This is a genomic window from Bradyrhizobium sp. UBA2491 (genome assembly GCF_002341725.1).
In the GTDB taxonomy this organism is placed as follows: Bacteria; Pseudomonadota; Alphaproteobacteria; order Rhizobiales; family Xanthobacteraceae; genus Bradyrhizobium.
In genome coordinates this window covers 21,622-42,766 of record NZ_DDOP01000046.1, presented here as the reverse complement: position 1 = coordinate 42,766, position 21,145 = coordinate 21,622, and the positions used below count along the sequence as shown (strand labels likewise).

The window sequence follows — 21,145 nt, the reverse complement described above, 5'->3', positions numbered from 1 at the left end:
CATTGAGCTGGTTGCCGGTCGTGCCGGCCGATACGATCACGGTCAACGGAACCGTCATCACCTTCGTGGCGTCAGGTGCGACCGGCAACCAGCTCAATGTCACGGACAGCATCGGAACGCTGCTCGCCAAGATCGACGCGATTACCGGGACTGCGACTCCATCGACCATCAGCGGCGGCAAGATCACCCTGCACTCCGGCACCGCGTCGGACTTGCAGGTGACCAGCTCGAACTCGACCGCGCTCGCGGCGCTCGGCTTCACCGGGCAGGCGGCTGCGACCCGCGGTGGCGGCGGCACGGTCGGCACCGGGCAGGTGGTCGGCAACGACAACTCGACGTTCCTGAACGAATCCGTCTCGGGCGGTGCCGTCACGGGCTACGACGTGTCGGGTGCGCCGGTGAACCTGCAACTGCGCTGGGCGAAGAGCGACAGCGCTTCGCTGGGCGCCGGGCATACCGATACCTGGAACCTGTTCTATCAGGTCAATCCCAATGCAACCGGCACCCAGGTCGCGTGGCAGAACGTCAACGTCAACTTCACCTTCGCGGCGAACGGCCAGATGTCGCCGGCGATTTCCTCGGTGACGCTCAACAATGCCGTCGTCAACGGCGTGTCGCTCGGCAGCCCCGTGATCAATTTCGGCTCCGGCGGCGTGACCCAGTTCGCGGATACCAACGGCAACGTCCAGGTCAACCAGATCCAGCAGGACGGCTTCCCGGCCGGCCAGCTTCAGTCGGTCAGCGTCTCGACCAACGGCCGCATCGTCGGCAACTATACCAACGGCCGCAACATCGACCTCGCCGAGATCTCGGTGGCGACCTTCAACGGCACCAACTTCCTCAAGCGCATCGACGGTGGCGCGTTCGAGGCGACCGATGAGTCCGGAGGAGCGCTGTTCGGCAAGGGCGGTAGTACCATCGTCGGCTCCTCGCTCGAAAACTCGAACACCGATATTGCCGACGAGTTCACCAAGCTGATCGTGACCCAGCAGGCCTATTCGGCAAACACCAAGGTGATCACGACGACCAATTCGATGGTGCAGGATCTTCTGAACGTGGTGCGCTGATCGCATCGACGATGCACGTGTGAAGCAGTAAAGGCGAGTACACAACATGGGTTTGAGCCAAGCCCTTTCCACCGCGATGTCGGGCCTGCGCGCCACGCAGGCCTCGCTGTCGCTCGTGTCGTCGAACGTCGCCAACGCGGAGACGCCGGGCTACGTCAAGAAGACGCTGAACCAGACCACCGGTACCACCGGCCAGTACGGCTCGAGCGTCCTGATCAACGGCGTCAACCGCCAGCTCGACGAATTCCTGCAAACCCAGCTTCGCACCGAGACGTCTGGTGCCAGCTACGCCGACGTGCGCTCGAGCTTCCTGGCCAATTTGCAGGGGGTCTACGGCAATCCCGACTCCACCGGCACGATCGAGGACGCCTACAACAAGTTCCTGACCGCGCTGCAAGGCCTGTCGACCAGCCCGGATTCGCAGTCGGCGCGCATCGGCGTCGTCAATGCCGCGCAATCGATGGCGCAGCAGCTCAACGCGACGTCGCAGGGGATCCAGACGCTGCGCGCCAATGCCGAGGCTGGGATCACCGATTCCGTCAACAGCGCCAACAACGCCCTGCAACAGATCGCGCGGCTCAATGTCCAGCTGCAAGCCAGTGGCGGGACCGCCGATGCCTCGACCGCGGCATTGCTCGACCAGCGCGATCGCTACGTCACACAGCTCTCGCAGCTGATGGACATCCGCACCGTCACCAACGGCCAGAACCAGGTGACCGTGTTCACCAATTCCGGCGTACAGTTGGTCGGCACCGAGGCCGCGACGCTCAGCTTCAACGCCCAGGGCACGATGACGCCCAACACGCTGTACAATTCCGACCCGACCAAGAGCACCGTCGGCACCATCACCATCAACTTCCCGCATGGCGGCACCTACGACATGGTGTCGACCAACTCGATCCGGTCCGGCAAGATCGCCGCCTATCTCGAGCTGCGCGACAACACGCTGGTGCAGGCCCAGGCGCAGATCGACCAGTTCGCCGCCGCGATGTCGAGCGCGCTGTCGGACAAGACGACGGCAGGCACCGCGGCGACGTCGGGGGCGCAGTCCGGCTTCGACCTCGATCTGTCGGGGTTGCAGAACGGCAATACCATCCACCTCTCCTACAAGGACAACGCCACCGGCCTCACGCACAACCTGTCGATCATCCGTGTCAATGATCCGAGCGTGCTGCCGCTGAGCAACACCGCGACCGTCGATCCGAACGACGAGGTGCTGGGGGTGGATTTCTCCGGCGGCATGAGTTCGGTGCTGGCGCAGCTCAACGGCGCGCTCGGCGGAACCGGCCTGCAATTCTCCAATCCGTCGGGATCGACGCTGCGCGTGCTCGACGACGGTGCCGCCAACAAGGCCGACGTGACCGCGGCGTCGGTCACCACGACCGCCTCGTCACTGACCTCGGGCGATCCGCAGCTGCCGCTGTTCACCGACAACGGCGCGCTCTACACCGGCGCGATCAGCGCCAATGGATCGCAGTCCACCGGCCTTGCCGGGCGGATCAGCGTCAACACCGCCTTGGTCGGCGATCCCTCGCGCATGGTGGTGTATTCGACCAATCCACAGACGCCGGCCGGCGACACCACGCGCGCCAACCTCATTCTGAGCCAGTTGTCGAACGCGTCGTACAGCTATTCGCCGCAGACCGGTCTCGGCACGACCGGCGCGCCGTTCACCGGCACGCTGCTGAACTTTGCCAAGCAGTTCATCAGCCAGCAGGGCGAGTCGGCGACCGCCGCCAAGCAACTGGCAGACGGTCAGGACGTCGTTCTCAACACGCTACAGTCCAAGATGGACTCGACCTCGGGCGTCAACATGGACGACGAGATGGCGCATCTGCTCTCGCTGCAGAACGCCTATTCGGCCAACGCGCGCGTGATGTCGACGATCAAGCAGATGTACGACGCGCTGCTGCAGCTCACGTGAGGGTAACATGTCGATCGACGGCGTAAGCGGCAGAACTTCCTATATCGGCACCAACATCCTCAACCTGCGTAATCAGCTCAACGACCTGACGACGCAGCTCGCGACGGGCAAGGTGTCGACGACCTATGCGGGGCAGGGGCTCGATCGCGGCTTTGCGCTCAGCCTGCGCGCGCAGATCAGCAGCATCAACGCGTTCTCCGACACCGCGACCAATCTCAACACGCGCCTGAGCGTCGCCAACCTCACCTTGCAGGGCTTGTCCGACGTCGGAACCCAGGTGAAGAACGCCGCCACAACGGCGACGCTGACGCTGAACAACAACGGGCAGACCTCGGGCCAGATCACGGCGCAGGCCGCCTTCGCCAATGCGGTCGCGATGCTGAACAGCCAGTCGGGTGACCGCTATCTGTTTTCCGGCCGTGCGATGGATACGCCGGCGACGGTCTCTGCCGACACCATGCTGAAGGGCACCGCAACCCAGGCCGGCCTGATCCAGCTCATCAACGAGCGCAAGCAGGCCGATCAGGGCGCCGGCATGATGGGACGCCTCAGCGTCTCATCGCCGCCGGCGACCACGACGGTGACCAGCGTCGCCGAGGACGGCTCGCCGTTCGGCCTGAAGCTCCTGTCGGTGCAATCGTCCTTGACCGGCGCCACCGTGACGCAGCCGACCGGCGCGCCGAAGTCCGCATCGGTCGATCTCGGTGCCGTCAATCCGAAGGACGGCGACAAGATCAAGTTCAACTTCACGCTGCCCGACGGGACCACCGAAGCGATCGAGCTCACGGCGACGACGACGAGCCCGGCGCCGGCCGGCTCGTTCCTGATCGGCGCCGACACCGCGGCCACGACCGCCAACCTCCAGTCCACACTGACCTCGTCGATCAAGACCTTGAGCGACACCTCGCTGGTCGCGGCATCGGCGGTCGCGGCGTCGAACAACTTCTTCAATCCGGTCGCGACCGTCTCCGGCGCGGCCGTCAACAACCAGAATGCGCCGGCGGCGCCGATCTCCGGCGCCACCGCGCTTTCGGGGGCGGCGGGCACCAACTCGCTGTCCACGAGCTTCGCGGCCGGCGACACCATCACGGTGAACGGCACCCCGATCACCTTCGTTGCCTCGGGCGCCACCGGCAACCAGGTCAACATCACCGACAGCGTGCAGACGCTGATGGCGAAGATCGACCAGGTCAGCGGCACCAAGAACCCGTCGACCATCAGCAATGGCGCGATCACGCTGCACGGTGCCGATGGCGAGAGTCTCTCGATCTCGAGTTCGAATTCGGCGGCGCTCGGTGCGCTCGGCATCGCCAACAACACGACCGCGGCTCCCGCGCCGCTCCGGGTCGGGGGGCCGCCGTTCAATACCGCGACCAATCTGGTCGCGGGTACGCCCGACAATACGGTCAACTGGTACACTGGCGAGAACGGTCCGGGATCGGCGCGCGGCACCGCCGTGGCGCAGGTCGATCAATCGATCACCGTGCAGTATGGCGCGCGCGCCAACGAGCAGGCCTTCCGCTATTTGTTGCAGAACGTCGCGGTGTATGCGGCGGTGACGACCGACGCCAGCAACCCGAATGCCAGCGCCCAGGTGACCGCCCTCGCGCAGCGGGTCAGTGGCAACCTCGCTCCGCAGAACGGTCAGCAGCAGATCCAGGACGTGCAGGCCGAATTCGCCGGCGCCCAGACCGCGACCAAGGCCGCGACCGATCGGCAGACCCAGCTCAAGAGCATGGCCGAAACGATGCTCGACTCGGTCGAGGGCGTCAATCAGGACGAGGTCGCGACCAAGATCCTGGCGCTGCAGACCAGCCTGCAAGCATCGTATCAAACCACGTCGATGCTGTATCAGACGACGCTGCTGAAATATCTGCCGATCGGCTGATCGTTCGGCGCACGTCATCGGACAACAAGAAGGCCTCCTCGCGGAGGCCTTTTTCGTTCAAGGCGCGGAACTTCTACGCGCTCTTGCGGGTGTCGTCCCGATTGGCGTTTTGCTGGTTGCGCGCGGTTTCCAGCAGCTTCTCCTCATGCGCGATCAGCTTCTTGGATTCCTTCAGCGCGTGATAGAGGTCGCCGTTGAGGATGAAGTTGTTGACGCTTTCGATGAACGGCCAGGCGCTGGGCATCGCCGTGATGATGTCGCGTACCAGGCTGAAATAGGTCGGGTGGTGCGCCATCGGGTCTGGCGACAGATACATCAGCTGCACCGCGAGATAGATCAGCTTCGCCGGCGTGTCAGCGGTCTCGGGTGTCAGGATATCCTTCTCGCGCAGGATCGGGATGCGGTCGCCGTCGATCAGCAGGCGGGCGCGCTGATCGGTGTTGGTGATCACGCAATTGCCGACGATGATGCGCTCGTTCGGTTTGAGTTCGACCTTCAGGGCCATGACCGTTCTCCTTTGCCGGGCAGTCGCGCGATGTCGTCGCTCGCGGAACATGTTCGGCACTGCTTAGCAGCCGCCGTTGCGGCCCGGGGCCGATGCGACAGCGATCCTTTCCCATGATGGTTAACGCTTGGTGAACAAAGGGCGCGCGCAGGCGGTGACGTCGCGCCGGAATCAGCAGTCGCGTCAGTAGTTTTCGCGGCGAACCTCGTCCAATGGCGACAATTTTATTCTCTCGCATTTGATTGAAATGCCAATCTGGAGATTTCTTTTTCCTTCGCGGCCTGAATGCAGGATCGGCCATCCGCGCGGTCAGAAAGGACTGGCGCGGCTTTTTCTCAGTTTCACACCAGAAAGGTATGAAAATGTCCGATATCATTCTCTCGTCCTCGGTTCGCCAGAACCTCCTCTCCCTCCAGTCCACCGCCGATCTGCTCTCCACCACGCAGAACCGCCTTGCCACCGGCAAGAAGGTCAACACGGCGCTCGACAACCCGACCAACTTCTTCACGGCGCAGTCGCTCGACAACCGTGCCAGCGACATCAACAACCTGCTCGACGGCATCGGCAACGGCGTGCAGGTGCTCCAGGCTGCCAACACCGGCATCACCTCGTTGCAGAAGCTGGTCGACACCGCGAAGTCGATTGCCAACCAGGTGCTGCAAAGCCCGACCGGCTACACCACGCGGTCGACCGTGAGCTCGGCGGCGGCGCTCGGCGGCACCGCGGCGAACCTCGTCGATGGCACCACCATCAAGAGCGGTGACACCCTGGCGATCGCGGCCTCTGCCGGCCAGCCCGCCTTCAGCTTCACGTTCGGCGCCAACACGTCGCTGGCGCAGCTGAATACGTCGCTGGCGGCGAGCAACCTGACGGCGAGCCTCGACAGCTCCAACAAGCTGGTCATCAGCACGACCAACGACGCTGCCTCGACGACGATCGGTGCGGTGACCTACACTGGCACCGGCACCGCGACGTTCGGCACCGCGACCGCCCCGGTTGCCGACTCGGCTTCGCAGTCGGCGCGCGCCGCGCTGGTCCAGCAGTACAACAACACCATCTCGCAGATCACGACCACGGCGCAGGACGCGTCGTTCAACGGCATCAACCTGTTGAGCGGCGACAGCCTGAAGCTGACCTTCAACGAGACCGGCAAGTCCACGCTCAGCATCACCGGCGTCAAGTTCGATGCCGCGGGCCTCGGCCTGAAGTCGCTGGCCGCGGGCACCGACTTCCTCGACAACAACTCGGCGAACAACGTGATCGCGTCGCTGAGCACGGCGAGCTCCTCGCTGCGCAGCGAAGCCTCGACGCTGGGTTCGAACCTCTCGATCGTGCAGATCCGTCAGGATTTCTCCAAGAACCTGATCAACGTGCTGCAGACCGGTTCGTCGAACCTGACGCTGGCCGATACCAACGAGGAAGCCGCCAACAGCCAGGCGCTGTCGACCCGTCAGTCGATCGCGGTCTCCGCGCTGGCGCTCGCCAACCAGAGCCAGCAGAGCGTGCTTCAGTTGCTCCGCTAAGCGCGTCGCGCAAGCACTTCGGCAACGGCGGGGGAAACCCCGCCGTTTTCGTTTGTCTCCGGGATATTACGGTATCTGTCTGTGCCGTCAGAACGACGCATTTCGTAACGGCTGCTAACCATATTTAAAGGCGCCGGATGCATAAATATCGAGCGCTAGAATTGCGTCTCCGCGGCTCGAGAAATCCGCATCCATCGAGGTCATTAATGTCGAATGCAGCCCAGGCCTACGCTCGTACATCTACGACGACGGCGTCCCCACGCGAAATCGAGGCGCAGGCACTTCTGAAGGCGGCCCGTCAGCTACAGGAAGTCCAGTCGAACTGGAACGGTCTCGACAAGGCGCTCGATCACGCATTGCTGTTCAACCGGCGCCTGTGGTCGATCTTCCTCAGCGCAGCGCAGGGCGACGAGAATCCGCAGCCGCTCGAGGTGCGTCAGAACATCGCGAACATCGGCGTGTTCGTGATGAAGCAGACTGTCGACATCCAGATGAATCCGGACCCGGCGAAGCTGAAGTCGCTGATCGATATCAATTGCAACCTTGCCGCCGGCCTTTCAGGCCGCGGTTGATCGATCGCGCAACGACGGAGCCGCGCCATGGCCGACGTCCTGAGCATCCTGTCAGCCAACTACAAGGCCGCCGGCCTAACGGTTCCGTCGAAGACGCCCTATGTGCCGGTCGATCCGAACCTCTATGAAGGCAGCTGGAGCGGCAAGTACGCCAACAACAAGTCGTTCAACATCTCCGTGTCGAATGTCGATGGCTTCCGCGCCAAGGTGCACTACCAGAGCGACGGCACCAGCAAGTATCAGGATGTGCTGATCAAGGACGGCGCGTTCCGGATCGGCGATACCAAGTTCTCGCTGGTGCAGCAGGGGACGGCGCTGATCGCCAATGTCGTCACCGATCCGGCGACGGGGTCGACCTATCTCGACAAGGCCTACGCCACCCAGAAGACCTGAGCGCCGCCGAGGCGGCGCCTATGCCTGGCGGTCGGTCGCGTTCATCCGGGTCGGCGCGTCCTTGCTGAGATCGAGGGTGTGGAAATAGGCGCGGCGGCGCAACACGGCTTCTTCCGGAAATTGTCTCACCACCAGGTTCGTGCGGTTGTCGACCACCTGATAGACCACGGCATGGGCGTCGCGGTCGATGATGACCTGGTCGGTGACCGTCGGGGACTGGTTCGCGCGCGATGCGTTGGCGGCGTTCGGATCGATCGTGACGCGCACGCTCGGCTCCGGAGCGGTGACGCTCTGGCTCGCGGGCAATTCGGTCTTCACCGCCTTCTGCGCCGTGTCGCTCACAGGAGTGACCATCGGCGCCGCGACCGGTGCCCCCACCGGCTTGATGTTGAAATCTGTACTCATGGCAGCCTCGTAGTGCACAGGCACTAGTTTGCTTGAGTCAAATCCCAACCCCTCACGATCCGCAACTCTACGGGGAACATCTCAACAGGCTGTTAGGGAACACGCTGAACGGCGTGCTGCCGAGCTTGCGTCGAATTGAGCTAAATTGTTGGTGGGCGTCAGAGCGTGCGGCTGACGGAGATCGGCGTCATGTTGCGCGGGCCTGGCGTGGCGCGCTGTCCGCTCGCGGTGTAGGTGTTCGGGATGTTGCGGCGCTGCACCTCGGCATTGACGCCGCGCACGATGCCTTCGGAGACCGCGTGCGCGGTCGCGAGCACCGTCAGGTTGACTTGCAGCATGGCGCGGAACGTCTCGTGATGCCGCCGCAGCGTCGCGAGCAGTTCGGGATCGGTCTGCGTCAGCATCTTCTGCATCGACTTCAGATGCTCCACCGCGACCATGTAGCGTCGCGACAACTCGGACTTCTGCGCCTCGAGCCGCATGCCCTCGCGGATCTTGCCGGCGCGGACGAATTCGGTTTCCTGTTCGACGACCGCAAGCAGCGCACCCATCACTTCGGTGAGCTCGTTGGCGAGACGCGCGACGTCGGGCGGCGTCGACGTCGCAGGCCGCGCGATCGGGGCTGACGCTGGCCGCTGCTGCTGTGGACGCTGGTTCATCGCGCTGCTCCTTGAAACCGGTTAGCTCTTGTTCGCCTGTTGCAAAATCAGCGAGCGGAACACTTCGTTGGAAATGCCGACGCCGCCGGACTTGGCGAAGTTCTTCGAATATTGGTCGGTCAGCATCGAGCGCCACGGGCCGGTGCCGACCGTGTCGCCGTAGGGACCATCGCCCTTCAGGCCGGTGGTCATCTGCGAGAACATCGAGTTCAGGAACATCGATTCGAAATCGGTCGCGGTGGCTTGCGCCTTGGCGAGTTGCTGCGGCGTGACCTTCTTGATCGCGTCCTGCAACACCGGATCGGGGCGGCCCTTGAACATCGGCATCAGCGCCTTGTTCGGCATGCTGCCGGACGTGCTGTTGATCAGGCTCGTCATCACATCACCTCGATGTCGGCTTCGATCGCGCCGGCGGCCTTGATCGCCTGCAGGATGCTGATCAGGTCGCGTGGACCGATGCCGAGGCCGTTGAGGCCGTCGACCAGCTGCTGCAACGAGACGCCGTCCTTGACCACGGCGAACTTCTTGCCGTCCTCGGTGACTTGCACATTGCTGCGCGGCGTCACCACGGTGCGGCCGCGCGACAGCGGATTGGGCTGGCTGACCTGCGGGCTCTCCGAGATCGTGACGGTGAGGTTGCCTTGTGCCACCGCGACGGTGGCGACGCGGACGTCGCGGCCCATCACGATGATGCCGGAACGCTCGTCGATCACGATCCGCGCGGCCAGATCAGGTTCGACCTGCAACTGCTCGATCTCGGTCAGGAAGGCGACGACGTTGCCCTTGAACTCCGGCGGAATCGAAAGCTGCACGGTGGAGGGATCGAGCGGTTCGGCGGTCTTGACGCCGAGATAGTCGTTGACCGCGGCGGCGATCCGCTTGGCGGTAGTGAAGTCGGCGTTGCGCAGCGCGAGCCGCACATTGGGCAGCCGATTGAGCGCGAATTCGATCTCGCGCTCGATGATGGCGCCGTTGGCGATGCGGCCGACCGTCGGCACGCCGCGCACCACCTTGGCGGCTTCGCCCTCGGCCTGGAAGCCGGAGATCGCGAGCGTGCCTTGCGCCACCGCATAGACATTGCCGTCGGCGCCGAGCAGGGGGGTGACGAGCAGGGTGCCGCCGCGCAGGTCCTTGGCATCGCCGAGCGCGGAGACGGTGACGTCCATCCGCGTGCCCTGGGTGCCGAACGCCGGCAGATTGCCGGTGACCATCACGGCCGCAACGTTGCCGGTGCGGATGGTTGCGCCGCGGATGTTGACGCCCATGCGCTCGAGCATCGCTTGCAGCGATTGCTTGGTGAAGGGGATGTTGTTCAGCGTGTCGCCGGTGCCGTTGAGGCCGACCACCAGGCCGTAGCCGATCAACTGGTTCTGGCGCACGCCCTCGATATTGGCGAGGTCCTTGATCCGCGACGTCGCAGCGGCCGGCATGGCGGAGGCCGCCAGCGCCAGCAACGCGGCGCAGGCCACTCCGAATAAACGTATGATGCGGATGCCGGGCATCCCGATGCTCCCCTCAAACTCACTGTTGGATCACGCGACACTCCCATGACGGCGATCCGCCATTAACCATGCGAGCTGCGTGCCAGTTCGATTTGATCTGGCAATGTGTTGATATATTTATCGAAATTGTCTGGCTCTCGTTGGGCTGGGGTTGGCCAGGGAGCGCGAAACTGCCGTGCGGCGGCAGAAATTGCCGGGTCGTTTACGCGCCGTTAACCATAAAACGGCGATGCTCGCGGCATCAGGCCTGCGGGATCACCACGATGCGCATCTACGGACCGAACGGCACCACGCTTGGCACGTCCACCAGCTCCACGCGGCGGACCTCGTCGAGCGGCTTCTCGTTGCCGGATGCGACCACCGCGCAGGAGGAGGTCCGCTCCACCACAGCGCCGAAGGCCGCCACCAGCCTGGACGCGCTGCTCGCGCTACAGGGCGTCGAGGATCCGACCGAACGCCGCAAGCGCTCGGTGGCCCGCGGCAAGGGCGCGCTCGACGTGCTCGATGCGCTCAAACTGGGACTGCTGTCCGGCAATTTCGATTCTTCCACGGTAAACCGGCTGCGCGATGCGGCGGCGAGCCTGAAGGAATCCTCCGGCGATCCCGGCCTCGATGCCGTGCTCGGGGAGATCGAGCTGCGCGTCGAAGTCGAACTCGCCAAGGCCGGCCAATACTAGGCTGTTCTCTCGACTCATCCGCTTCACGCCGCTGGTGCCTTACGCCGCCAGCGCCTTGCGCTGCGCGTCGTAGCGGCGCTGCGCGGCCAGTACTTCCTTCAGATTCTGCTCGGCCCAGTCGCGCAGCGGATCGACCGCTTCGGCCAGCGTCGATCCGAGCGGCGTGATCGAATACTCCACGGTGACCGGAACGGTTGCGATCGCCCGGCGGCGCAGCAGCCCGTCGCGCTCGAGGCTCTTCAACACCTGCGACAGCATCTTCTGCGAAATGCCCTCGATGGCGCGGCGGAGCTGGTTGAAGCGCATCGGCTCGCTGCGCAGCAGCAACAGGATCAGCACCGCCCATTTGTCGCCGACCCGGTCGAGGATCTGGCGCGTCGGGCAGTTGGCGGCATAGGCGTCCGGCTTCAGGCTGGAAGCTTTCATCGGTTACTCCGGCGTAATCAGGTGAGACAAGGGTGCCTTCTTCACACCTACATCCATTTCGCTATCTAGTCACCATTGGAAACTATCAATCGGAGACTTGAGATGAAGATCGCCATCGCCGGCGCGTCCGGCCAGGCCGGCTCGCGGATCACCGCGGAACTCGCCCGCCGCGGCCACGCCGTCACCGCCATCGCCCGCAACCCGGAGAAGATCGCGAGCCTCCCCAACGTCACTGCCAAGAAGGGCGACGTGAACGATGAGGCGGCGCTGGCCACGCTGTGGGCCGGGCATGACGCCGCGATCAGTTCCGTGCACTTCTCGGTCAGCGATCCCGCGAAGTTGATCGGGGCGGCCAAAAGCTCCGGCGTCGGCCGCTACCTGGTGGTCGGCGGCGCCGGCAGCCTCGAAGTGGCGCCCGGCGTCCGGCTGGTGGCCACCCCGAACTTCCCGCCCCAATACAAGGCCGAGGCGACCAAGGGGGGTGAGTTCCTCGACCTGTTGCGCGGCGAAAAGGACCTGAATTGGACCTTCCTGTCGCCCTCGGCGTTGTTCGTGGCGGGTGAGCGGACCGGCAAGTTCCGGCTCGGGACCGACCAACTGCTGACCGCATCGGACGGCAAGAGCTGGATCTCGTTCGAGGACTTCGCAGTTGCACTCGCCGACGAAATCGAGCGTCCGTCCCACCTCCGCCAGCGCTTCACGGTCGGTTACTGAGGGACCGGGAGAAACGCCCGGAGAAGCGCCAAGGCGGCCTCCAAGCAGGGCGGATAAGTTTGCCTGTGCAAGGCCTTGGGGGCGGCCCGGCTTTCGCGGTGGCAGATATTGTCTGTCACATGACGTGGCTATATAAGGCGCCGCGCGGAGGGGTCCTGTTCCCCTCCGCCTCACAGGGACATGGCTGCCTTTGGAAAAGCTGAAGAACTACCGGCCGACTGAAAAAGAGCCTTTCATGAATGAGCGGCAGCGCGACTATTTCCGCGCCAAGCTGCTGGCCTGGAAGGATGAAATCCTCCGCGAATCGAAGGTCACGTTGCAGACGTTGCAGGAAGAGAACGTCAATCATCCCGACCTCGCGGACCGAGCGTCCTCGGAAACCGACCGTGCGATCGAACTGCGTGCCCGCGATCGTCAGCGCAAGCTGATCTCCAAGATCGACGCGGCGCTCCAGCGCATCGAAGACAACACCTACGGCTATTGCGAAGAGACCGGTGAACCGATCTCGCTGAAGCGGCTCGAAGCCCGCCCGATCGCGACGCTGTCGGTGGAGGCGCAGGAACGCCACGAGAAGCGCGAGAAGGTCTATCGCGACGAATAGTGGCGGTTGATCGCCACCAATTGATCCCGGCGCGCACCGGTTGTAGATTCGCGCCGCCATGATGACACGTACTCTCAACATCGCATCGGTGTTCTTCCTGGGCTGATCTCGTTTCCGAGAGGAAACACGCTTCCGCGTGGAAGTGCCGATCGTCCCCGCAAGCCTGGGCTCGCGGGATTCCAGCGAACCGAATGAGCCGGCCAAACTCCGCGCAGCGCGGAGCATCGACGGCTCGTGACAATTTGAGAGACAATCATGACCGACCAACACGACGCGCGCGCGTTGAGCGATGCGCAGATCGCGCAATTCATCGAACAGGGCTTTGTCAGGATCGACAACGCCTTTCCGCGGGAACTCGCCGAACAGGGACGTGCCATCATGTGGCGCGACATCCCCTGCAGCGAGCACGACCCTTCGAGCTGGACATACCCGGTGGTGCGGTTGCCCGGCTATGGCGGCCCGCCGTTCCGGGAAGCGATCAACACGCCGGTGCTGCACCGGGCGTTCGACCAGATCGCAGGACCAGGCCGTTGGCGCCCGCGCGACAACATCGGAACCTTTCCGGTGCGCTTCCCGCATCCGGACGATCCTGGCGATGCCGGCTGGCATGTCGATGTCAGCTTTCCCGGCGACGATTGCGACCCGAACGAGCGCAGCGACTTCTCGGCATGGCGGGTGAACGTCAACTCGCGCGGCCGGGCGCTGCTGTTGCTGTTCCTGTTCTCCGACGTCGGCGAGCACGACGCGCCGACCCGGATCAGGGTCGGCTCGCATCTGCCGATGGCGCGCTATCTGGCGCCGGCCGGCGAGGCGGGACGCGCGCGCATGAACCTCGAGCAAATGGGCGCCGATTGCGAGATCGCGCTCGCAAGCGGCGAAGCCGGCACGGTCTATCTGTGTCATCCATTCCTGGTGCATGCCGCGCAGAAGCATCGCGGCACGACGCCGCGCTTCATGGCGCAACCCGCGCTGGCTCCCGGCGAGCCGTACCGGCTCACGCGTGACGACGCGGCTTACGCGCCAGTCGAGATCGCGATCCGGCGGGCGCTCGGCATGGTGTGACGGATGCCGACCTGAAGGCGAGGCGGCATTCAGGCCAGTCCGGCCTCGATTGTCGCCTCGCTTGCCGCGGTGCTAGTCTGCGAGCCGTAGGTCTTCGACCACGTCAGCAATTCGCGGAACGCCGGCGTCAGGCCCCACGCCGACTCCGTCAGCTCATAGGCGACTTGCAGCGGCTTCTCGGCGAGCACCTTGCGCGCCACCAGCCCGTCGCGTTCGAGCTCGCGCAGCTGCGCCGTCAGCATGTGCTGGGTGACGGGACTGAGCGCGCGGCGCAGCGCGCCGAACCGCACGCCGCCATGCATCAGCGTGAACAGGATCTCGAGCTTCCACTTGCCGCTGAGCGCATGGATCGCCTGCTTGGAGTCGATCAGCAGGCTGGTATCGGTGTGGCAGCTGTCGCAGTCACCGCTGTCACACACATCGCTGGTACTGTTTTCCATACCGGTCTCGATTTTCATTCTACTTGCTCGAACAGAGATAGTGACCAGATGCGGCCTGTGCAGGGTGGGCAGCGCGATGCCCGAACCCGCCGAACCATGGAAGGGCGAGGACATGAGCACGGTGTTGGTCACGGGCGGATCGGGCTTCATCGGCGTACATACGATTTTGCAGCTGCTGGCTGCCGGGCATGACGTGCGCACCACGCTGCGCAATCCGGATCGCAGCGCGGACGTGATCGCGATGCTGCGTCAGGGTGGCGCCGCCGCGCCCGACAAGATTGGCTTCGTCACCGCCGATCTGCTGCGCGACGACGGCTGGCGCGAGGCGGCTGCGGGGTGCGACTACGTGCTCCATGTTGCATCGCCGCTTGGCTCCCATGTGCCCGAGGACGAGAACGAGCTGATCGTTCCGGCGCGCCAAGGCACGTTGCGGGTGTTGCGCGCCGCGCGCGATGCCGGCGTCAAGCGCGTCGTCGTCACGTCATCGTTTGCCGCGATCGGTTATGGCCATCCGCCGCAAACAGAGCCGTTCGACGAGACGGTCTGGAGCAATCTCGAAGGGCCCGACGTGCAGGCCTATCCGAAATCCAAGACGCTGGCCGAGCGCGCGGCCTGGGATTTCGTCGCGCGCGAGGGAAACGGTCTGGAGCTCGCCGTGGTCAATCCCACCGCCGTATTCGGCCCGGCGCTCGGCCCCGATTTCTCCGAATCGATCGGCATCATCAAGGCGCTGCTCGACGGCGCGATGCCGGCGGCGCCGCGGATCCATTTCGGCCTCGTCGATGTGCGCGACGTCGCCGACCTGCATCTGCGCGCAATGACATCGCCCAACGCCAGGGGCGAGCGGTTCCTGGCGGTCGCCGGCGAGATCATGTCGGTACAGCAGGTCGGCCGGGTGTTGCGCGAGAAGCTCGGCAGCCAGGCGCGGCGGGTGCCCCGGTTCCAGGTGCCCGACTGGATGATGCGGCTCGCCGCACGGCGCAATCCGCTGGCCCGCGCCGCCCTGCCATTGCTGGGCAAGGTGCGGCGTTCCACCAGCGCCAAGGCGCAACGCGTGCTCGGCTGGAAGCCGCGCGGCAATGAGGAGATGATCGTTGCCACCGCCGAAAGCCTGATCGGGCTCGGCCTGGTCAAGGCCTGACGGCATCTCGCATCCCGCGTGCTTGCCAGATGCGTCTGTGAGTGCTGAATTGCCGCGAGCAGACGGAGGCGCCATCTCGGCGCCGCGATCATCAGGGAGGCTGCGCAGATGGATCGGGTCCTCGCGGCCGCAAAAGCGATCGCCAGCGCGCGCCGCAGTCGCGCGCCGCTCAAGGCACTTTCGAAAGACGTCGTGCCGGGCGACGAGGCCGAAGGCTACCTCGTGCAGCGCGCGTTGCATGATCTGCTGCAAGCCCAGCTCGGCAGTCTCGTCGGCTACAAGATCGGCTGCACCAGCGCGGTGATGCAGGAATATCTCGACATCCCGCACCCCTGTGGCGGCGGCGTGTTCGAGAAGGTCGTGCATGACAGCGGTGTGCGGCTGCCGGCGGCCGATTTCGTCCATGTCGGCGTTGAATGCGAGATCGCGGTGCGGCTGGCGCGCAATCTCGCGCCAGGCGAGGCGCCGTTCACCGCCGAATGGGTCGCCGAGGCGATCGAGGCCTACTATCCAGCGATCGAGATCGTCGACGATCGCTACGTCAAATGGGAGACGCTGGGCGCGCCGACATTGATCGCCGACGACTTCTTCGCGGCCGGCTGCGTGCTCGGCGAGGCGGTGCCGCGGATCACCGCGCCCGATCTGCGCACGGTCGCGGGACGCGCCATCGTCAACGGCAAGGAGGAAGGCCGCGGCACCGGCGCCGATGTGCTGGGCCACCCTCACAACGCGCTGGCCTGGCTCGCCAATCATCTCGCCGCGGAGGGCCGTGGCCTGCATGCCGGCCAGATCGTGCTGACCGGCAGCCTGGTCAAGACGGTGTGGCTGAAGGCGGGCGACACGGTCGTGATGGAGCTCGATGGTCTCGGCAAGGTCGAGGCGACGTTCACCTGAGCATCAGATCGTCGGCCGCTTCGCGTCCGTGACCAGCTCGACCTTGCCGTCGGTCAGTCGATAGACCGCGCCGACAATCCTGAGCTTGCCCTGGTCGACCGCAGCGCCGAGGATCGGTGTCGCCGATTTCAGCTTCGCGACATTGTCGATGACGTTCTGCCGGATCGCGTTGGCGAGCCGGTCGCCCGGCTTGCCCTCGGTCGCCTTCACCGCCGGCGCGATCGCGTTGACCAGCGAGGGCAGGTGACCGGGCAGGGTGGTGTTGTCCTTCAGCGACTTGATCGCGGCATCGACCGCTCCGCAGCTGTCGTGGCCGAGCACCATGAACAGCGGCACGTTGAGCACGGATGATGCGTATTCGAGACTGGCGATGGTCTCGTCGCTGGCGAAATTGCCGGCGACACGGCACACGAACAGATCGCCGCGGCCGGTATCGAACGCATATTCCGGCGCGATGCGGGAATCCGCGCAACTCAGGATGCCGGCGAACGGATTCTGTCCGCCCGCCAGCGCTTCGCGCTCGTGCTTGAAATCATGCCGCTGCGACACGCCTTCGACATAGCGGAGGTTGCCCTTCACCAGCCGGTCGAGTGCGGCGTCCGGCGGCAGCGCGTTCTGCGGCTTCGGCGGTGGCTTTGTCTCTTTGGCGGAAACCGGTGGCGTGAAGGCGAGGCTGGCAGCGGTGCAGGCAGCGGCAGCGAGGAAATGGCGTCGGGAGGTTGGGCTGGGAGCTGTGGCGTCGCAGAGCTGGCACATCAAGGTTCTCCGTGAACAAGGACCGCATCCGCGCGACATTTGTAGGTCAGGGGCAATGCCTGCGCAACGACACGCATCGAGCGCCGCGTCCACCCGTATCGTCCTGGCTTGCACCTGGGCGACGCCAAGCACACGGTGTCATCACCCGCGAAATGTTTAGCCCGGAGACATGGCTGACACCTGTTCGGAGACATGACTGACAGGTTGGTCGCTGGTCGAGCCGGGCGATGACGGCTGAGGATAGGACGCAACTTCGTGCCTCACGACATGATTGCCCGAGCTTGTATTTCGTTTCGCCCTCTCATCGAGGAGGGCGCAGGGAAAGCCGGGGCCGATCGCACCCATTCCGCGATCTAAGACCTGCTCTTTTAAATAACCAATGGGATATGTGAATGAGGGAGGGCCGGCGGGGTTGAGCTACCGAACGGTATGAAATTCTGGCTAAAATTATGCCAGCAAGTTTCCTGTTGACTGATCCATAGCTAGTTGGTTATACGTTTGTCCATAACCAACGGGTTATGGATTGCCATGCCGGATGCCCATGATTTGCTGTTTCGAACTCTCGCCGATCCGACCCGCCGGGCGATCTTCGAGCGCCTGTGCCGCGAGGGCGAGCAGACTGTCGGTGCGTTGACGGCGCGGGCGAAGATTTCGCAGCCGGCGGTGTCGAAGCATCTCGGCGTGCTGAAGCAGGCCGGACTGGTACGCGACCGCCATGAGGGCAGGCAGACGCATTACAGCGCGCAACTCGGCGCGCTGGCGCCGCTGATCGACTGGACCAGCCAGATGGCGGGCTTCTGGCAGAACCGGTTCGACCACCTCGAAGATCTCCTCAAAAGGATGGACCAATGAACAAGACCACTCCTGAGACGCGTTCCGCGATCGTCGAGCGCGAATTTCCTCATCCGCCGGAGAAGCTCTGGCGCGCGTTGACGCAACCGCATCTGATGGAGGAGTGGTTGATGAAAAACGATTTCAAGCCCGTGGTCGGACACAGCTTCAATCTGCGCGGCGAGTGGGGCGGCGTGCTGGATTGCAAGGTGCTCACCGTCGAGCCGCACAGGACGTTGTCCTACACCTGGAACTTCGCGCACGAGGATGCTGCCTACAATCTCGAGAGCGTGGTGGTGTTCACGCTGACGCCGACCGCGCGCGGCACCCATCTTCGCGTCGAACAATCCGGCTTCCAGCCGCATCAGAAGCAGGCCTATGGCGGCGCCCATGCCGGATGGAAGCAGTTCCTCGAGAAGCTCGATCGGCTGGTCGCGCGCGAAGCCTGATCGTCTCTCCCTCGTCATTGCGAGCGAAGCGAAGCAGAGCAATCCATCTCTCTGCACGTGCTGCACGATGGATTGCTTCGTCGCTATCGCTCCTCGCAATGACGATTGTACTCACATCGTCCAACGGGAGTTCACATTGAACTGGAACAACTTGATCCGCCAATCTCACCGCTGGCTGTCGATCGTCTTCACGGTCGCCGTCATCATCAACATCGTCGCAATGATCGCGCAGCTGCAAGCGGCCTGGATCGGCCTGCTGGCGCTGTTCCCGCTGATCCCGATGCTGCTCACTGGCCTGTATCTGTTTGCGTTGCCCTATCTGGCGCCGCGGCGGCGCCAGCATCGCGGATCGACGGCGGTGTCCCAGCTGTGATTGGATGGGTGATCGCACCGGACAGGCGAGAAGCGTGAGGCAGCAATGACGGCATCGGAACAAATCGACCGGATGATCGAAGGGCTCACCGACTGGCGCGGCAAGACGCTCGCCAGCCTGCGCAAGAGCATCCTCGCCGCCGACCCCGGAATCATCGAGGAGTGGAAATGGATGGGCAGCCCGGTGTGGTCGTGCGACGGCATCATCGCGGTCGGCAACGCCCACAAGGGCAAGGTGAAGTTGACTTTCATGTACGGGGCGCAACTGCCGGATCCCGACAAGCTGTTCAACACCGGCTTCGAAGGCAATGTACGGCGTGCGATCGATCTGTTCGAGGGCGACAAGATCAACGGACCTGCGCTGAAGGCCCTCATTCGCGCCGCGATCGAGCTCAACCAGGCCAAGAAGAAGCCGGCCGGGAAAGCGGCGAAGAAGGCCGCGGGCGTTGGTGCGCCGGCAAAGAAGAAAGCGTGAGCGACGCTGGCGCGTGGTCCGCTGATCCGGTCGGGACGAGATGATCAGGACCAGGCTCGCGACACTGCCGGATGCGGGAGCGATTTCCGCGCTGCTGATGGCCGACTCCGGGGCTCACGGCGGCCTGCTGCTCGGGCAGTGGCCGCGCGAAACGATCGAGACGCGGATATCGAGCGGGCAACCGATCGTCATCGCGACCGACGAAGCCGATCGGTTGCTCGGCGCGCTGCTGACGTCGGAGCAGGATTTTGACGAGGCTCCGCCGGTACGGGCCATGCTGATGGCGTGGCCGGGCGGTCCTGATGCTTACGTGTACGGACCGGTGTGCATCTCCCGCGACGCGCGCGGCCTTGGCGTGCTCGAGGCGTTGTATGCGGAGCTCCGGGCGAGGTTTCCGGGCCGCGAGGCCATCCTGTTCGTCAGGGAGGACAATCCTCGCTCGCTGAAGGCGCATCTGCGGCTCGGCATGCGCGAGGTCGCGCACTTTGACCTCGGCGGCAAGGTTTTCGTCGTTCTGAGCGACGGGCCCGAATTCGGGTGATAAGCGTATCGCTGCCGGCAACCTAGGGTTCCGCGCGCGGGAACTCGGACCCCAAGGTAGGAATTCGTCAGAAACAAAATATTTACTATCGGATACATATCCTCGGCGACCTTGCCAGAAGTTGTATCTGATTACCGATGCAATTGAGAGGGCAGCTGCTAACCCTGTGGCTGTGGAGTGAGCGGGTTTCGTGTCGAAGCGCCCGTTGGAATGGCAGTCGCAATGGCAGTCGCAACGCTCAGTCGGCCGGTTGGTCCGTCACGGATCGCTTCGTCGTCGGACACCGAAGTCGCACCGCAGGCCTCTCCGGTCACAGCAACTGGCGTACTTCGAACCCCGCAACCTCATCAGCGGATCGAGCGGGCTTCATGGCTGGTCGGCATCGCGGCGAGCGGCTTCGCCGGCTTCCTGCTCTGGAAATTTCAGATCGACGTCGAGCCCGAAAGCCTGACGCTGTTTTCAGGCCTGATGGGGTTTCTGCTTGCCGTCGATATCGTGTACGGCAGATGGCGGTCCGCTCCGGTTCTGTCCAACCTGGCCGCGGCAGTCGCCGTGTTCTTCTGGTCGGCCGCGGCGGCGGCGACGATCAGCCTCGTCGGCCTCAGATACAAATTCCCACTGATCGACGACGGTCTCGCCAAGGCCGATCGCCTCATCGGGATAGATTTGCAGTCGATCATCCCATGGTTTGCGGACCATCCACGGCTGACAGAACTGCTCGCTGTCGCCTATTGCAGCTCCTTCGTGCAGGTGGCCGCGCTGTTCGTCCTCCTGGCGGTGACAAAGCGTTTCGACAAGCTCTGGCAACTGGTATTCGTGTTCGCCCTGACGATCGTTGCGTCGACGACGTTCTCGGTGTTCTGGCCTGCCAAGGGCGCCTTTGTCTATTTCGACCATCCCGTCGCGATCCTCAACGCGCTGCCCGAGCACGCCGGGATCTATCATCTTGCGAAGTTCGAATACTTCCGTAACGCGGCCGCGCCTGAATTGTCGTTGAGCAATCTGCAGGGCGTGGTGACGTTTCCGTCGTTCCACACCTGCCTCGCCCTGATGACGATTTTCGCGACGATCGGCATGCGGTGGCTGTTCGGCATCACCTTGATCTGGAACGTTCTCGTCCTCGTCTCGACGATCCCGATCGGGGGCCATTACGTCATCGATCTCATTTGCGGAGCGCTGCTGTGGCTGGCGGCGATGAAAGTCGAGGCGATGCTCCGCAGATCGTCCATGACCGGGCGCGCAATGCCGATGCCGGAAGCCGCGTCCGCCTAGCCGCGCAATCGGGCTTTGGCAGCTGCACGATCACCGGACCCGCAACCCGGTTGCGG

26 protein-coding genes are annotated in these 21,145 nt (G+C 64.1%); 18 read left to right on the top strand and 8 right to left on the bottom strand.

Annotation, left to right across the window (positions count from 1 at the left end; all coding sequences use genetic code 11):
• The 3 genes from B2W55_RS15645 to B2W55_RS15635 all read left to right on the top strand — a co-directional run.
• On the top strand, nt 1-1,067 hold a 1,067-nt coding region (locus tag B2W55_RS15645; RefSeq protein WP_291532240.1), incomplete at its 5' end, for a flagellar hook-basal body complex protein.
• 46 nt (nt 1,068-1,113) lie between these two features.
• Nucleotides 1,114-2,991, top strand: a complete 1,878-nt coding sequence (gene flgK, locus B2W55_RS15640) for a flagellar hook-associated protein FlgK (protein ID WP_024585282.1) — start codon at nt 1,114-1,116, stop codon at nt 2,989-2,991.
• 7 nt (nt 2,992-2,998) lie between these two features.
• Nucleotides 2,999-4,879, top strand: a complete 1,881-nt coding sequence (locus B2W55_RS15635; RefSeq protein WP_024585281.1) for a flagellar protein — start codon at nt 2,999-3,001, stop codon at nt 4,877-4,879.
• 73 nt (nt 4,880-4,952) lie between these two features.
• On the opposite strand, the gene flbT is transcribed toward B2W55_RS15635, so the two are convergent.
• Nucleotides 4,953-5,384, bottom strand: coding sequence for a flagellar biosynthesis repressor FlbT (flbT, locus tag B2W55_RS15630; protein WP_024585280.1), 432 nt, complete (start codon nt 5,382-5,384; stop codon nt 4,953-4,955).
• Nucleotides 5,385-5,746: 362 nt separating this feature from the next.
• On the opposite strand from flbT, the gene B2W55_RS15625 reads away from it, so the two are divergent.
• From B2W55_RS15625 to B2W55_RS15615, 3 genes are all read left to right on the top strand, one after another.
• Nucleotides 5,747-6,907, top strand: a complete 1,161-nt coding sequence (locus tag B2W55_RS15625; RefSeq protein ID WP_043855431.1) for a flagellin — start codon at nt 5,747-5,749, stop codon at nt 6,905-6,907.
• A gap of 206 nt (nt 6,908-7,113) precedes the next feature.
• A complete protein-coding gene (gene flaF / locus B2W55_RS15620) occupies nt 7,114-7,479 on the top strand; it encodes a flagellar biosynthesis regulator FlaF (RefSeq protein ID WP_024585250.1) in 366 nt (121 codons plus the stop codon).
• Between the two features lie 27 nt (nt 7,480-7,506).
• Entirely contained in the window at nt 7,507-7,872 is a 366-nt protein-coding gene (locus B2W55_RS15615) for a hypothetical protein (protein ID WP_024585251.1), read from the top strand.
• 18 nt (nt 7,873-7,890) lie between these two features.
• On the opposite strand, the gene B2W55_RS15610 is transcribed toward B2W55_RS15615, so the two are convergent.
• From B2W55_RS15610 to B2W55_RS15595, 4 genes are all read right to left on the bottom strand, one after another.
• Complete coding sequence (locus B2W55_RS15610) at nt 7,891-8,277, bottom strand: hypothetical protein (protein WP_024585252.1); 387 nt, start codon at nt 8,275-8,277, stop codon at nt 7,891-7,893.
• Nucleotides 8,278-8,435: 158 nt separating this feature from the next.
• Complete coding sequence (locus B2W55_RS15605; protein WP_024585253.1) at nt 8,436-8,936, bottom strand: hypothetical protein; 501 nt, start codon at nt 8,934-8,936, stop codon at nt 8,436-8,438.
• 21 nt (nt 8,937-8,957) lie between these two features.
• Nucleotides 8,958-9,314: a flagellar assembly peptidoglycan hydrolase FlgJ gene (flgJ, locus tag B2W55_RS15600; protein WP_029880298.1), complete on the bottom strand. Its 357-nt coding sequence runs from the start codon at nt 9,312-9,314 to the stop codon at nt 8,958-8,960.
• On the bottom strand, nt 9,314-10,438 hold the full coding sequence (locus B2W55_RS15595; protein WP_024585255.1) for a flagellar basal body P-ring protein FlgI: 1,125 nt from the start codon (nt 10,436-10,438) through the stop codon (nt 9,314-9,316). Before B2W55_RS15595 ends, flgJ begins: the two co-directional genes overlap by 1 nt.
• A gap of 263 nt (nt 10,439-10,701) precedes the next feature.
• On the opposite strand from B2W55_RS15595, the gene B2W55_RS15590 reads away from it, so the two are divergent.
• Nucleotides 10,702-11,115, top strand: coding sequence for a flagellar assembly protein FliX (locus B2W55_RS15590; protein WP_024585256.1), 414 nt, complete (start codon nt 10,702-10,704; stop codon nt 11,113-11,115).
• 39 nt (nt 11,116-11,154) lie between these two features.
• Here the strand turns inward: B2W55_RS15590 and B2W55_RS15585 are convergent, their stop codons facing one another.
• The gene (locus tag B2W55_RS15585; RefSeq protein ID WP_024585257.1) at nt 11,155-11,541 is read right to left on the bottom strand and encodes a winged helix-turn-helix transcriptional regulator; all 387 of its coding nucleotides are present in this window, start codon (nt 11,539-11,541) and stop codon (nt 11,155-11,157) included.
• 102 nt (nt 11,542-11,643) lie between these two features.
• Here B2W55_RS15585 and B2W55_RS15580 point away from each other — a divergent pair, with 102 nt between their 5' ends.
• The 3 genes from B2W55_RS15580 to B2W55_RS15570 all read left to right on the top strand — a co-directional run bounded on the left by B2W55_RS15580 (nt 11,644) and on the right by B2W55_RS15570 (nt 13,918).
• Nucleotides 11,644-12,255: an NAD(P)-dependent oxidoreductase gene (locus B2W55_RS15580; protein ID WP_024585258.1), complete on the top strand. Its 612-nt coding sequence runs from the start codon at nt 11,644-11,646 to the stop codon at nt 12,253-12,255.
• Between the two features lie 235 nt (nt 12,256-12,490).
• Complete coding sequence (gene dksA / locus B2W55_RS15575) at nt 12,491-12,856, top strand: RNA polymerase-binding protein DksA (protein WP_170991616.1); 366 nt, start codon at nt 12,491-12,493, stop codon at nt 12,854-12,856.
• A 255-nt stretch (nt 12,857-13,111) separates the two neighbouring features.
• Nucleotides 13,112-13,918, top strand: a complete 807-nt coding sequence (locus tag B2W55_RS15570; protein WP_024585259.1) for a phytanoyl-CoA dioxygenase family protein — start codon at nt 13,112-13,114, stop codon at nt 13,916-13,918.
• 29 nt (nt 13,919-13,947) lie between these two features.
• On the opposite strand, the gene B2W55_RS15565 is transcribed toward B2W55_RS15570, so the two are convergent.
• The gene (locus B2W55_RS15565) at nt 13,948-14,490 is read right to left on the bottom strand and encodes a winged helix-turn-helix transcriptional regulator (RefSeq protein WP_245453190.1); all 543 of its coding nucleotides are present in this window, start codon (nt 14,488-14,490) and stop codon (nt 13,948-13,950) included.
• Here B2W55_RS15565 and B2W55_RS15560 point away from each other — a divergent pair.
• Both B2W55_RS15560 and B2W55_RS15555 read left to right on the top strand, forming a co-directional pair.
• Nucleotides 14,471-15,499: an SDR family oxidoreductase gene (locus tag B2W55_RS15560; protein WP_024585261.1), complete on the top strand. Its 1,029-nt coding sequence runs from the start codon at nt 14,471-14,473 to the stop codon at nt 15,497-15,499. The two genes, B2W55_RS15565 and B2W55_RS15560, sit on opposite strands and share 20 nt — an antisense overlap.
• A 108-nt stretch (nt 15,500-15,607) precedes the next feature.
• Entirely contained in the window at nt 15,608-16,393 is a 786-nt protein-coding gene (locus tag B2W55_RS15555; protein ID WP_024585262.1) for a 2-keto-4-pentenoate hydratase, read from the top strand.
• 3 nt (nt 16,394-16,396) lie between these two features.
• On the opposite strand, the gene B2W55_RS15550 is transcribed toward B2W55_RS15555, so the two are convergent.
• Entirely contained in the window at nt 16,397-17,149 is a 753-nt protein-coding gene (locus tag B2W55_RS15550; RefSeq protein WP_024585263.1) for a carbonic anhydrase, read from the bottom strand.
• Nucleotides 17,150-17,677: 528 nt separating this feature from the next.
• Here B2W55_RS15550 and B2W55_RS15545 point away from each other — a divergent pair.
• From B2W55_RS15545 to B2W55_RS15520, 6 genes are all read left to right on the top strand, one after another.
• Nucleotides 17,678-18,001, top strand: coding sequence for an ArsR/SmtB family transcription factor (locus B2W55_RS15545; RefSeq protein WP_024585264.1), 324 nt, complete (start codon nt 17,678-17,680; stop codon nt 17,999-18,001).
• Nucleotides 17,998-18,429, top strand: coding sequence for an SRPBCC family protein (locus B2W55_RS15540; RefSeq protein ID WP_024585265.1), 432 nt, complete (start codon nt 17,998-18,000; stop codon nt 18,427-18,429). Before B2W55_RS15545 ends, B2W55_RS15540 begins: the two co-directional genes overlap by 4 nt.
• Before the next feature lie 136 nt (nt 18,430-18,565).
• Nucleotides 18,566-18,802 (top strand): hypothetical protein, encoded by a 237-nt coding sequence (locus B2W55_RS15535; protein WP_024585266.1) that lies wholly within the window; start codon nt 18,566-18,568, stop codon nt 18,800-18,802.
• Nucleotides 18,803-18,847: 45 nt separating this feature from the next.
• On the top strand, nt 18,848-19,276 hold the full coding sequence (locus B2W55_RS15530; RefSeq protein WP_024585267.1) for a DUF1801 domain-containing protein: 429 nt from the start codon (nt 18,848-18,850) through the stop codon (nt 19,274-19,276).
• Nucleotides 19,277-19,316: 40 nt separating this feature from the next.
• The gene (locus tag B2W55_RS15525; protein WP_024585268.1) at nt 19,317-19,817 is read left to right on the top strand and encodes a GNAT family N-acetyltransferase; all 501 of its coding nucleotides are present in this window, start codon (nt 19,317-19,319) and stop codon (nt 19,815-19,817) included.
• A 222-nt stretch (nt 19,818-20,039) separates the two neighbouring features.
• Nucleotides 20,040-21,089 carry a phosphatase PAP2 family protein gene (locus B2W55_RS15520; RefSeq protein WP_024585269.1) on the top strand — a complete coding sequence of 350 codons (1,050 nt, stop codon included), beginning with the start codon at nt 20,040-20,042 and terminating at the stop codon, nt 21,087-21,089.
• The last annotated feature ends 56 nt before the right edge of the window (nt 21,090-21,145 follow it).